At 45.4% G+C, this 13,860-nt stretch carries 8 protein-coding genes; 4 read left to right on the top strand and 4 right to left on the bottom strand.

The window, feature by feature from the left end:
* Nucleotides 1–59: 59 nt before the first annotated feature.
* Nucleotides 60–584 (top strand): hypothetical protein, encoded by a 525-nt coding sequence (locus RM811_RS19405; RefSeq protein ID WP_402527503.1) that lies wholly within the window; start codon nt 60–62, stop codon nt 582–584.
* Between the two features lie 32 nt (nt 585–616).
* Here the strand turns inward: RM811_RS19405 and RM811_RS19400 are convergent, their stop codons facing one another.
* Nucleotides 617–1,939, bottom strand: coding sequence for an MATE family efflux transporter (locus tag RM811_RS19400; RefSeq protein ID WP_402527501.1), 1,323 nt, complete (start codon nt 1,937–1,939; stop codon nt 617–619).
* 351 nt (nt 1,940–2,290) lie between these two features.
* Here RM811_RS19400 and RM811_RS19395 point away from each other — a divergent pair, with 351 nt between their 5' ends.
* Complete coding sequence (locus RM811_RS19395) at nt 2,291–3,382, top strand: hypothetical protein (protein WP_402527500.1); 1,092 nt, start codon at nt 2,291–2,293, stop codon at nt 3,380–3,382.
* Nucleotides 3,383–3,455: 73 nt separating this feature from the next.
* On the opposite strand, the gene metH is transcribed toward RM811_RS19395, so the two are convergent.
* Nucleotides 3,456–7,178: a methionine synthase gene (gene metH, locus RM811_RS19390; RefSeq protein ID WP_402527499.1), complete on the bottom strand. Its 3,723-nt coding sequence runs from the start codon at nt 7,176–7,178 to the stop codon at nt 3,456–3,458.
* Between the two features lie 179 nt (nt 7,179–7,357).
* Between metH and RM811_RS19385 the strand changes: the two genes are divergently transcribed.
* A complete protein-coding gene (locus RM811_RS19385) occupies nt 7,358–10,783 on the top strand; it encodes a tetratricopeptide repeat protein (protein WP_402527497.1) in 3,426 nt (1,141 codons plus the stop codon).
* A 25-nt stretch (nt 10,784–10,808) separates the two neighbouring features.
* On the opposite strand, the gene RM811_RS19380 is transcribed toward RM811_RS19385, so the two are convergent.
* Both RM811_RS19380 and RM811_RS19375 read right to left on the bottom strand, forming a co-directional pair.
* Nucleotides 10,809–11,249 carry a deaminase gene (locus RM811_RS19380; RefSeq protein ID WP_402527495.1) on the bottom strand — a complete coding sequence of 147 codons (441 nt, stop codon included), beginning with the start codon at nt 11,247–11,249 and terminating at the stop codon, nt 10,809–10,811.
* An 81-nt stretch (nt 11,250–11,330) separates the two neighbouring features.
* Nucleotides 11,331–12,545 carry a multidrug effflux MFS transporter gene (locus tag RM811_RS19375; protein WP_402527494.1) on the bottom strand — a complete coding sequence of 405 codons (1,215 nt, stop codon included), beginning with the start codon at nt 12,543–12,545 and terminating at the stop codon, nt 11,331–11,333.
* A gap of 262 nt (nt 12,546–12,807) precedes the next feature.
* On the opposite strand from RM811_RS19375, the gene RM811_RS19370 reads away from it, so the two are divergent.
* Nucleotides 12,808–13,854, top strand: coding sequence for a potassium channel family protein (locus tag RM811_RS19370; RefSeq protein ID WP_402527492.1), 1,047 nt, complete (start codon nt 12,808–12,810; stop codon nt 13,852–13,854).
* Nucleotides 13,855–13,860: the final 6 nt, after the last annotated feature.

Here is a 13,860-nt window from a genome sequence, read left to right as displayed (position 1 = left end):
ATAAGGCGGGGAGTGTCACATTCTGTTCATATAAGCAGACGCAGGGAATTACTGGTTAAATGTTGCTCAAAACCTTGCCGGATATTATATTGGTTTTCTTTATTTATCAGTTCTTCCCGGGCAGCGTCGCTTTTTCTTCTTTATTTTTGACGATTGCTTTGATTTCAACGGGAAGAAATATTGCGCACAGGGATATGCACAATCGATATGCACTGACAATAAAAACAGCGTCAGCTTCTCGATTTTATCGTTCTTCTACTTATTCTATGTCCTCTTTATTGAGCCTGTCAGGGGTACTGGGGATATCTCTTGTTTTGACCGGGTGCGGTAAAAGTAAGCCCGGGATAATGCCGGGAGAAATCCCCGTAATGTCTGAAAACGAAGTTGTCCAGAAAGCTTATGAGCGTTGCGTGCAGGATACTCAGGAGGCGTTGTTCAAAGATAACTCCGTCACTTCTGATGAAATTCTTGCCATCATGTATTCTGGTGCATTGCAGACCTGCGAGTCTGCGGTAGTGATTACCTGTGACAAAGGCCTGAAAACTGATTCCTGCAAGATTATTCTGGATATCTACAAGTCATAACCATCACTGGAAACAACGCTGCTCAGAACGTTTTATACCTGAATCTTGCTCCAGCGCCTTGAATGCCAGACGGCAAGGAAGCTTATCGAGGTAATCATTCGCTGTAACGTTGGCACGGCCCATACTGCCGTCAATCCAAGACCAAGAATGGGGCCTATAAGCCAGCACAGCGGTAACAGAATGAGCCATTGGGCGACAAATCGGATGCACAGCACCGTCCGGTTTGCCCCGGCACCCAACAGTGCCTGAACAAATACCAGTGAGGGGGCATCCAGAACCAGGCCAATACCGGTTAGCTGCAGTGGTATGGCTCCCATGGCCAGCAGTGATGGGTCATGTAGAAACAGTGAAAGCACAGTCTTGGGGAAAAAGATCAAAGGTATGCTGAGTACCAGCAAAACCGCACTGGCGCTATACATAACTTCCTGCCCCCAGCGCCAGGCGACCTCAGGCTCCCGTGCCCCCAGACTCTGACTGACCAGAGTGTTAGCCGCCATGCCCAGGCCTACCCCCGGTAATATCAGCATCAGTGAGATATTCAGCAAAACGTGAGCAATGGCCATTTCACGGATGCCCAGTTGGGCGACAATGGCAAAGAGTATCATCATGCCCAGGGCAAACAACGTTTGTTGCAGGGAGTCGGGAATAGCAAGAAACACCAGACGCTTTAACGCAGCCCCGTTTTTCCAGCGGGTCAGGAAACCATATTTCCTGGCTCTTTTATTCAAAATCCAGAGATTGAGAAAAGCCCCGAGGTACATGGAAATGAATGTACCAAGAGCAGCACCCTTCACACCAAGAGCAGGCAACCCCAGTTTTCCGTAAATTAACAGATAGCTGAGAATGACGTTGCAGAGATGAGTGAAGACCAGCAGTTTAAGAAAGCCCTTGGGCTCACCTATGCCATTCCAGAAACCGCGAAATGACAGATTCATCGCTGCAGCTGTCAACGCCATAACCCGAATCTGGAAGTAACTGGTGGCTTCACCTTTAAAATTCGGGGAGTTCTGGCTAAAGAGTTCCAGTAACAAAGGGGCGGCAAACATCAACATAAGACTGAGTGGCAAAGCGAAGCAAAAAGCAATGATTAACCCATGGTTGGTGGGCATTGCGCATTCATCCAAACGGCCAGCGCCAACACGACGGGCCACCTGTGCCTGGATGGCGGCAGAAAGTCCGGTCATCATGGAGAGGGCAACAAAATTGGCATAGCTTCCAACGCCTACGGCCGCCAGAGCACTTTCGCCCAGGGGGCCCACCAGAGCGGCATCCACCAGATTGATCATGCTCTGGGAAAGCATGGCCAGCATGATGGGGAAGCCGAGCTGAAAAATTGTGGCAAGCCTTTGCTTCAAACTGACTCCGTTATTCTAAACAGTTGTGAACCGGATAAATCGTCATGAGTCAGAAATGCCCTGTCCCCGGAACCTTGTTCATGGTTGGTTTATGGCAGGATATTTCTCTAATAAATAGCAGGAAACTATCTCGATTGTATGCACTTTTATAAGGGATGTCTGTTGCTTTGTATGCAATGTTAGAAAAAATAAGGCCTATGATCTAAGTGCTAATTTGGTACATGGATTTTACGGAAAAGGAAAAATTATTGACTAGAATGTTATGTAAACAGATACAGCATGAATTTTCTCTGAAGTGACAGGGGGATTGATAATCGGTTTTTTTAGAGAGCTAAAATCAGGAATAATGCGATGAGTTATCCAGCTGGGTTTAGTTTAAATGGTTCTGTTCATGACCGTAATGTGACGTCTTCTATTAAAATGCCTACATCAACGGGTGATCAGGGTCTTTTCCAGGGAAGGCCAACAAAAAAACGATCAGAGTATCGGAATATTGAGGGTGACGCAGTAAATCTTCTTAATGGTGATAAAAAACAAAGCACTGGGGATGGTGATGCAGAACGTCTGAGAAGGGGGAAAATACAAGAGAAGAATGTAACTCTGGTTGAGGGAAGTTCAAAGAAGGATTGTCAGGTGCACTTTGATCAGCAGCCAACTTCTATCATGAATAAAGTTACAGTACTGGAAAGTTCTATAAAGGAGTGCGAGATTTTTTTTGGTGATCTGAATGAAAAAGGAAAAGAAAGGTTCGACGCTAGTGGAAATGTCAGGCGAACAATAAGTCAAATTCGTTCATTTGTCGGAAGGTTTAAAGAAGATAAACTGCCAGATGTGTTTCCAATTTTTATCCCTGAGCGAATTGTGGGTAAAGAATTGTTAGATAAGTTACAAGCCCTGGAGATAAAGTTTTATGATGTTTATCAAAAAAAGTCATCTGTTTCTTTAGACTGCAGGTTTGTAGAGTCTTTAGCCAGATTCATAGGCAAAGAGGAATGCATAGAAGTTTATGCAGGGAATGGCTGGCTTTCCCATGAATTAAAAGGCAAAGGGGTGGCTATTGAGGCATCTGATAATTTTAGTGTGGGATATTATAAGGATGGAACCGATGCCTCTTTTTACAGGAGAGAGGTGGTAGTTTCTTGTGCAATTGATTCTGTGGAAAGATTCTCAATAAAATTATCCAAAGGACAAAAAGGTATTGTTTTACTGGGTTTTCCTGAGGGAAAGTTTAAATCACTACATCATGTATTGACGACCCCTCTTCGTCATCGAAATATCAGAGTTATTGGGATTGGCATCGGTTATAACATTAATAATCCTGAATGGAAAAAAACTCCAGAAGGATTAAACGTAAGAAATATAACAAACGAAGTGTGTTATACCTCCTGTACTCGTAATGAGCCTGTTCTTGAGTACACTGCCGCCGACAATAGTTGCGTATGATTGTGTTTAAAAAACAGGTGGTCGAAATATGGAGGAGACCAAAAAAAAAGGGCCTTTATAGCCCCTTAAAAAATCAGCTTGTAAGGTTTGGGCGAAGCCAGCGTTCAGCTTCCTCCATTGACCAGTCTTTACGCTCGGCGTAAGAGGCCAGCTGATCTTTATCGATTTTACCAAGGCCAAAATACTTTGCCTCCGGATGAGCGAAGTACCAGCCACTGACACTGGCTGCGGGCATCATGGCAAAATGCTCGGTGAGTGAGACTCCAGAATTTTCTTCACCTTGCAGCAGGGTAAACAGTGCGGATTTCTCAGTGTGATCAGGGCAGGCAGGGTAGCCGGGTGCCGGACGAATACCGGTGTATTTCTCTTTGATCAGCTCTTCATTGGAGAGTTGCTCATTACCCGCATAACCCCAGTACTCTTTCCTGACTTTCTTATGCATGCATTCGGCAAAAGCTTCTGCCAGACGGTCAGCCAGTGCTTTCACCATAATGCTGTTGTAGTCATCACCGGCAGCTTCGTAACTTTTAGCCAGTTCATCAGCACCAATGCCTGCAGTCACTATAAAGCCACCGATGTAATCAGCCAGACCCGATGATTCCGGTGCGACGAAATCAGAAAGGCTGTAGTTAGGCTTATCTTCCGGTTTGGGTGCCTGCTGACGGAGATGGTGCAGCTGTACTTTGACTTCAGTTCGAGCCTCATCGGTGTATATCACGAGATCATCATGATTCACCTGATTGGCAGGCCAGAAACCTATCGTCGCCCGGGCGCTGATCAGTTTCTCATTAATCAGCTTATCAAGCATTTGTCGTGCATCGTCATAGAGGCTGGTGGCTGCTTCACCCACTACATTATCCGACAAAATAGCAGGGAATTTACCCGCCAGATCCCAGGTGATAAAGAATGGTGTCCAGTCGATATAGTCAGCCAGCTCTGTCAGTGGGTAATCTTCAAAAACTTTTACACCGGTAAAAGCCGGTTTCGGTGGCTCGTAGCTTTTCCAGTTGGGTTTGAAGGCATTATCCACGGCTTCGTCATAGGTCAACAGTGCCCGCTTATTGCTCCGTTTTTCATGACGTATGCGAATTTTTTCATACTCTGAGCGAGTTTCTTCTACCAGCGCTGGCTTGAGGGTGTCACTCATCAGACGAGTCGAGATACCCACACTGCGAGAAGCATCCGTGACGTAAATGGCAACATCATTCTGGAACCTGGGCTCAATTTTAACCGCCGTATGGGCTCTGGAAGTGGTCGCGCCGCCAATCATTAACGGTAAGTTGATCCCCTGACGCTGCATCTCACTGGCCACATGCACCATTTCATCCAGAGAAGGGGTGATCAGGCCGCTGAGGCCGATAATATCCACCTGTTCTTCAATGGCCGTTTTCAGGATTTTCTCACAGGGCACCATAACGCCCAGGTCAATGATTTCAAAGTTATTACAGGCTAATACGACACCGACAATGTTTTTACCGATGTCGTGTACATCACCTTTGACAGTGGCCATCAGGATTTTGCCATTGGATCGGGCTTTTCCGCCTTTTTCTTCATCGATAAACGGCACCAGATGGGCAACGGCCTGTTTCATCACCCGGGCGCTTTTCACCACCTGGGGAAGAAACATTTTACCGGCACTGAACAGGTCGCCCACCACGTTCATGCCGTCCATCAGGGGACCTTCAATGACTTCAATAGGACGACTGGCTTCCAGGCGTGCCGTTTCGGCATCGTCCACGATGTAGGTGGTAATCCCTTTCACCAGCGCGTGTTCCAACCGTTTATTGACGGGCCATTCCCGCCAGGCAAGATCCTCGACTTTTTTCTCGCCGGTGGCTGCGCCACGAAACTGATCGGCAACGGCCAGCAGGGCTTCTGTCCCTTCACTGGTGCGATTAAGAATGACATCTTCAACCTTGTTTCTCAGGTCTTTGGGGATTTCTTCATAGATTTCCAGCTGACCGGCATTAACAATTCCCATGGTCAGCCCGGCCTTGATGGCGTGGTAAAGGAAGACCGCGTGGATCGCTTCCCGAACCGGGTTATTCCCCCGGAAAGAGAAGGAGACATTACTGACACCACCAGAAGTTATGGCATGAGGCAGGTTTTCCCGAATGTACGTCACCGCATTGATAAAATCGACAGCGTAGTTATTGTGCTCATCAATACCAGTAGCCACGGCAAAAATATTGGGGTCAAAAATAATATCCTGAGGTGGAAATCCAAGGTCGTTGACCAGGATGTCGTAAGAACGCTGACAGATTTCAATCTTACGGGCTTCGGTATCGGCCTGACCCTCCTCATCAAAGGCCATCACCACCACAGCGGCACCGTAATTTCTACAGAGCTTTGCCTGCTGGCGGAAGTTAGCTTCACCTTCTTTCAGGCTGATGGAGTTGACGATGCCTTTGCCCTGTATGCATTTCAGGCCTGCCTCAATCACCTCCCATTTGGAAGAGTCCACCATCACCGGCACTCTGGAAATATCCGGTTCTGAAGCCACCAGCTTCAAAAAGGTGGTCATGGCGCTTTTGGCATCGAGCATGCCTTCGTCCATATTGATGTCGATGACCTGAGCGCCATTTTCCACCTGGTCCCGGGCCACATCCAGGGCGGTATCGTAATCCCCATCGATAACCAGGCGCTTGAATCGGGCAGAACCGGTGACATTACAGCGTTCACCCACATTCACAAACAGGGAGTTCTTATCAATGTTAAAAGGTTCAAGACCACTCAGGCGACAGGCAACGGGTATCTGGGGAATCGAGCGTCGCGTGATGCTGGCAACCCGTTCAGCAATGGCTTTGATGTGAGCAGGGGAGGTTCCGCAGCAGCCTCCGATGATATTGATCAGACCTGACTGGGCAAATTCTGCCACAATTTCGGCCATCTCTTCCGGTGTTTGGTCGTACTCACCAAAAGCATTGGGAAGTCCGGCATTGGGGTGAGCACTGATCCAGGTGCCAGCGCAATTGGAGAGTTCTTCAAGCCAGGGCCTTAGTTCAGTCGCACCCAGGGCACAGTTCAAACCCACCGAAAGTGGTTCCGCATGTTCGATAGCATTCCAGAAGGCTTCCGTCGTCTGTCCAGATAATGTCCGCCCAGAGGCATCGGTAATGGTGCCGGAAATCATGATGGGCAGAGAGAAGCCCAGCTGATCGAACAGATCCTTGACGGCATAGATAGCCGCTTTGGCATTCAGCGTATCAAAGATGGTTTCAATCAACAGGATATCGCAACCTCCTTCGATCAGCGCCAGGGCTGCCTGCTGATAAGCCGTCACCAGTTCATTAAAACTGGTATTGCGATAGCCGGGGTTGTTCACATCCGGTGAGATAGAGGCGGTACGGTTGGTTGGGCCGATCACACCGGCAACAAAGCGTGGTTTGTCCGGATTGGCCCTGGTGAATTCATCAGCCACTTCCCGGGCCAGCCGGGCAGCTTCCCGGTTGATTTCCGGCACCAGATCTTCCATCTGGTAATCGGCCATGGCAATGGTGGTGGCATTAAAGGTGTTGGTTTCCAGGATATCGGCACCCGCTGCCAGGTAATCCCGGTGAATCTGCTGGATAATATCCGGACGGGTCAGTACCAGCAGGTCGTTGTTGCCTTTAACATCACAGCTATGGTTGGCAAAGCGTTCGCCACGATAATCCTGTTCGCCCAGTTTATAGCCCTGGATCATAGTGCCCATGGCACCATCAAGAATCAGAATTTGTTTTTTCAGCAGTTGTTGCAGCTGTTCTTTTAGAGATCGGGACAGGGTTTTTTGTTGTTTTGGCGTAGCTTGCAGCATGGATAGCGTACCAGTAATTATTAGTTCTGGTGGGGAATGGTATCAGAAAGGCTGAGGGTTGTACCCCGGACAATACTGCTGGATTCAAGTATTTAGAAGTGGCTGATTTTAAAATGAAACCTATTAATCATTAAGTGGTCTAACTATCAATATATAGTTTCATGACATGAGGTAAAGGCGTGCACACAGTAGATTATCTTCAATCGACGGTGCCCGGTGGTTCTGAAAAAAAGGCAGCTTCAGAAAAAGCTGCTTCAGGTGGAGTGGTTAGACAAATCTCTGGTAGATGTGAGACGGAATGGGTAACACCTCATAATGGTGTAGCAAGTTCTGTAATTGCTGTGCGAGATGTGGGGAAGTCCGATCCGGTTAGAAATCTGTCGAGATCTGCAGGCACGGTATCAGAGAGTCCTGAGGAAAGTTATTATTCGAGCGGTCAAAATAGAGTTCTTTATGGCTCTGTCAATCAGGCTGCGGAAATGCCGATTGTTGCAAATAGTGATAATTACAAAAAATCTTTGAATAAGGTAAGACAACAAATAATTAATTTTATCAAGTATTATAATGGCGAGCCCATTGATCAACATGGGAAGAGAAAGTTTGCCGTACTGATTCTTTATAAACATTTATTAGATGGGATTGTAGAAGGTGTAGCATCCAGGAAAAATACTAAAGTGGAAGAGACTATTGATGAGCTGTTATCTCATTGTAAAAAAAGAAAATCATTTGATGATTTGTTTTCTATATGGAAATTGTCAGGTAAGAGTAAGCTGGGATGGTATAGTTGTGCTCGGAGTGTTAAAACAAATGATATTGATGGTCTTATTGAAAAGTTGCTTCCTGCTATTGAAGAACTAGAGGAAAAAAATAAATCCATTATTTCCCCGTATTGTAAAATTTTAAGTAATAAAGGGTTTGGTGTGTTTTCAGATGAATTGTTGAAGGATGATAGTATATATATTTCTATCAGAAGTGTTGTGGTTGCCAGGAATAAAGTAGATGAGATTATTCGAGACTATCAGCTATTAAAATCTCAAAAAAGAAATGTGAGAAAAGTTCTCTTGTATGAAAAATTAATATCTGACACTAAAGCTACTTTTATTGATGATCTTGATTATTTTCTTTCGCATTTTTATCTAGTGTTTTCGTTAGATGATATTTCTGTTAGTGGGTCTTTGGCGCATAATAGTCAACTGTTCGATCATGAAGTTCAATATGATTTGTCTCCGTTAGAATGTAGGATGCTGGTTGCTTATCAATTGTACAGAGAGGATGAATGTGGCTTGGTAGATGTAAAAACCTTTGAGATTATCGAGTTATACAACAAGCAGCTTAAGGAAGATCTTGCAAATCATCTTATTAATAATAATGACTTTAGAATGGTTTCAGTGTTTTTGATAAAAAATTTAAGCAGGTATATTAGTAATAAAAATAATCAAATGACTGCATATGATGTGTTTGGGAAGGGGGTATCAAAAAGAAGGGGGAGGCAGGCACCCGTTACTAAGGCTAATAGTTTGTCAGATCGGCCATTGGACATGCTCATGAGTATGATTGATAACGAACAACATTGTTTAGTTGACTTCATTGGCATGGGTTTGGTCGGTGGCGCGTTTTTGCAGAATTATAAAAAAGGTAATAGAAATCATCATAAAATACTTAACAAGATTGGCGATGCAATGCTTGCCAGTGCTAAACAAGATAATGATATTCATGTTGCTAATTACAACGCAATCTGTATTTCGGAGATAAATGAAGATTCTGCTGACTTTGATAATAAAATTAAAGATTCATCGAAGTATTCATTGGTTGCCTTGTTGATTTTGATTGCAAATAATCTTGGTTTATCCAAATGGCCCTTTGAAACGATTAATCCAGATCAGGCGGTGGAATATCTGTCTTTTCTTGTTGGCAGTAAAAGTGAGCTTGATTTGATCAGGCCGATTATGGAGGGGCATTATGAGGCGTCAATATTTGTTGGGGGGAGAACTCAATTTTCGAAAGTTTGGGCAGCACGGTCAGCACTGTATTTTTTCCTTGTTGGTGAGGTTTCAAAAGGGGACGAACTTTTGAAATGCTGTGAAATTGATAAGCCCAATCTATACTTGGCTCTGGCAATGATAGCAAAGAACCAGTATGAAGCTGCAATCCGTATATTGGAAAGTGATAGCAAATGTTCCAGTATTAAATTGCTTGATGCACGTATAAAAGCATTACTGGCTGTTCTGCATGAGAAATTGGCAGATTCTACTGTGCAAGGGGATGAAAATGCACAACGGCTTGAAAATTCGATAACCTACTTAAAAAAGGTGGTCTCCTCCCGTCCAGAATTACAAAAGAACCTGGCGAGAGTTTTGGGGAAAAAAGGTGAAGATGAGCAAGCGTTAAAGGCGTGGTTGAAATATAAGGGTTTTCTGGAAAAAAGTGTTCAGAAAGGTAGCATGCAACGAGCAACTGCTTTTACTTATGCTACTGAAATAATTCTTGTAAATGAAAAGATTGATTTTTTACAAAATAGGATAGAGTCTTCTTCTGATAAACCATCAGTACCTACGGACGAGTTATTCCTCGACGGTAATACAAAACTTAAAGGAACGATACAAGGTTCGAAAAAAAATGGAAGTCAATCTTCTGTGGCGACACCATTGAAAACTTTTGAAAATGCTTCAGAATTGTCAATTCTGGTTGAAGATACGTTATCTGGCACTTCAGCCAGGGGATTTCCTGTTAAATATTCGGCAGGGTTCAAGAAAACCGGATGTGTCGATTCAGATTCAGAATCTGGCAGTTTTCCGTTGGGTCAGGCAGAGTCCGAGCTGGTTTATAGCAAAGAGGTTCCTTATCTTGATAATGATGGTGCGGATACCGACGGGGATGATCAATCTCCATGGCGAGTGGTCAACAAGAAAGGTCGGCCCCACCATGAATATTCAACAAAAGTAAAAAACAGCAGTATTCCTCACATACTTTCAGATGAGGTAGTTGATGAGTATATGATGAAGACAAGTATGATCAGGTTTGATCTGAATGATAGATTTCTGAATCTTGGTCTTGGATATAGAGAAGATGACTTTCATAATTTAATGATATTTATTGATCAGCAAATACAGTCGTGCGAAAACCCTGTAGTTCAATCTCATTTTATTCAAAACAAAGAATGGCTTCTTCGGATGAAAGTTTTTGATAATGGAATGATGATTATTGAGTCGAGAAATACAGGTTATCCGGTTATTGAACTTAAAGTAAAAGCAAGCCTTGAAATTCTTGAAATTACCGAAAAGCAAATAGCAAACTTATATGGCAGGTTGTTGGGTGTAAAACTACCAGATGGCTGGTTTAGTGAGCCGGATAAATTGAAAACTGAACATTTTATAGCTCTTATCAATCACGCACCACTCCGATTCAGGGTTCAGCTCGGCGCCCAATTTTCAATGGCTGCTCATGTTATGGAAGATTTCTATGATTGGCATAATTTAGAAGGCTACAGTGCTGACCTGATGGATCGACTTTGTGGGATGAGACCGAAACGGTTTCATGAGCAGTCCAAAAAATTTTATTATTTCAGAAATTTTGTAAACCCAGAACATAATTCCGATATTATCTGACTGCTCACACTGAATACGTCCCTTTTCAGGAAACGGTCGTTTTTATTATTGAAACCTGCTCTATAGCAACCCCATTCTCCCGGCAGAACTGCGACAACTCTTCCTGCGGATTACGGTCATACTGAACGTCATAAACAATACGATGAATGCCAGCGGCCAGCAGGTTCTTGGTGCATTGGTCGCAGGGGCTGTGGGTGACATAGGCGGTAGCCCCTTCAATAGGCGTTCCCAGTCTGGCAGCCCAGATTACGGCATTTAGCTCCGCATGAATTTCATGCCTCAGTGACCATTGATGGTGATCTTCATAGTCAGCTTCATTGCAGTTGATATAGCCGGAAGGAGTGCCATTCACACCAGTAGAAAGCACCCGCCCACCTTTAACTAGCAGGCAACCTACCTGTAGGCGCACACATTTTGATAATTTGGCCAGAGAGTGGGCCATCTCCATGTAAATGGTATCGCTCATATATATCAGGCACCTGAAGCAATTTCAAAACGTAAGAAGCCTGGTTCAGTAGCGAGCCAGACCGTTTTGATAGTAACAGATTCAGGCAGCCTGTGGAGCCGGAGTTGTTGCATTACTGGTTTTCATCAGGCACAGACCGGAAATGGCCACAGCCACCAGAGTAATGACCGACAGAGACAGCGTACCGGCTTCTGGCAATAAGCCAATCAGTGCGCTGATCAGTGTGGCCAGCAACATTTCAATAAAGAATATAAGACCAGAGGCAGTACCAATATTCTCTTTCATGTGCTCAGTAGCTCTGGCCTGACACAGTGGCATGAACAAACCCAGACCCAACTCATAAATAGCAATGCCGGCCACGTAGCCAGTGATGGATTGACCTTCGCTTAATAAACCACTGCCCAGGGAAACCATGGATCCAATCAGTAACAAAGTGCCAGCTATTAGGGTACTTTGACTGCGACTCATCTTTGCCGTCAGCCTTGGACCCAGAGAAGCACTGAGCAGGTAGCTGGCGATGGCCACTGCAAAGAGATAGCCATAGGTGGCAGGGGATAAGCCCAGTTGTCCGATAATGACAAATGAACCACCCGCAACAAAAACAAAGGCGCCGGCAAAGGCTGAGCCTGCGGCAACGGTGAAGCGCAGGTAGCGAATATCAGACAGTACGGCTTTATAGCCGGCGATAACCGATCCTTGAGTGGTGGCTTCTGACGTGGTTTTTTTATGTTTTTCAGGCAGGAAGACCAGTGCCAGCATGGCCACTATCGCCATAACCGCCATGGCGATAAAGCTATACTTCCAGCCGGCGTACTCCTGAAGATAGCCACCGACAATGGGAGCAGCCATTGGTGCAATAGTTAAGCAGCCACCAATGTAGGCCAGCATTTTGACCTCCATTTGATCCTGATAATAATCTCTGGCGAGCATACGGGCAACGGCGGTACCGAAACAGCCAAAGATGGCCTGGGCAAACCGGGCCGCAATAAACACATGAATGCTGTCGGTTAACAGCGTGACGCCTGTGGCCGCCAGATAGAGCGAGTAGCCAATGATCAGGGTTTTTTTGCGCCCCAGACGGTCAGCCAGAGGGCCAACAATTAGCATGGACAGGGAAAAGCCCAGCATGAACAGGCCAACGCTCCACTGAGCGATGGCCGATGTTGTTCCGAAATAATCGGTAATGGCCGGGAGCGATGGCGTGAAAATATCAATGGACACAGGTCCTACCACCGCAAATAGCGTCAGGATAATCAATACAAAAGCGGGGTATTTATCAGGATTCAGGTGCCGCATGGTGATCCATTCTTAAGGAAAAGAGTGAAGTGAAAAGTGCGATGAAAAACAGACAGAGAGAATGCGATATGCACGCTATCTGAACAATCCGTGTTTGTGCCGATTTTCTTTCAAAAAAACGCTGCATGTATCACATTCATCTGAAAACATAAGGATAGAGCTGTAGGGGCATAGTGCTATTGCTGAATAACCGATTATTATCCGATCTTGCAATAAACGAATATGTTAATATCCCATTCAGATAATTCATGGAGTGAATGGCTTGGATTTTCTTAAATTAACCGTACGATTTTTTCATCATCAGTTTCTCAAATTGAGCTGGCTGGCTGTACTGCTGTTATTATTTGGGCATTTTGTTCTGTCCTGGTCTCTGATGTGGCTGGCTGGGGAAACCGCATTGCTGTCTCCGGCCCAATGGCTTTATTTCTATGTCACCACATCGACCACGGTTGGCTATGGGGATCTGAGCCCTGGCAGTGAGCTGGGCCGGGTATTGGCCTCGTTGTTTATTTTGCCGGGTGGCGTTATGGTTCTCGCGGCCGTATTCGGGAAGCTGTCGTCTTTTTTTATTACCGTATGGAGAAGGGGTATGCAGGGTAGCGGGGATTTCTCGGCACTGGAAAATCATGTGGTCATTTTTGGCTGGCACCGTCATCGTACAGAGAAAATGGTGGACCTTATTTTTGGGGATACCCGTCGGGATAACCGGAAAGTATTGCTGTGTATTTCAGAAGAGATTGATAACCCGTTTCCGGACAAGGTGCTGTTCGTTCGTGGCGAAAACCTGAATGATCCGGCATTGATCCAGCGGACGGGTGTTGAACGTGCCGGGCGGGTGATTGTGTTTCGTGATTCCGATGATCAGACACTGGCCACTTGTCTCACCATTGTGACCAAAACAAAAGCACATATTGTCGCCTGGTTTGAAAATGACCAGATGGTAAATTTGCTTCGTTCCCACTGTCCGCAAATTGAATGCCATAGCAATATTTCCATGGAACTGCTGGTGCGCTCTGCCCAGGATCCTGGCTCATCCCGTATTCAGCAGCAGCTGTTATCTACCCTGGTCGGGCCGACGCAATACAGTGTTCGTGTACCTGAAAACTTTCCCGGCACCACCTTTGGCCGGTTACTGGAATTTTTCAAAACCAGTCATGAAGCTATTGCCTTGGGGGTTGCTGACTCAGCCACGGGTAATGACCTTCGATTAAATCCAGCCAGTAACGATAACGTGGAGGCGGGTCAGGTTATCTATTATATGTCTGCCCAGCGTATTCATCGGGATGAAATTCGGTGGGATAAACTGTAGTCCCGG

Source organism: Endozoicomonas sp. (assembly GCF_031844845.1).
GTDB lineage: Bacteria > Pseudomonadota > Gammaproteobacteria > Pseudomonadales > Endozoicomonadaceae > Endozoicomonas.
Note: the sequence above shows the minus strand (reverse complement) of the source record. Positions and strands in the feature narration are given on the sequence as shown.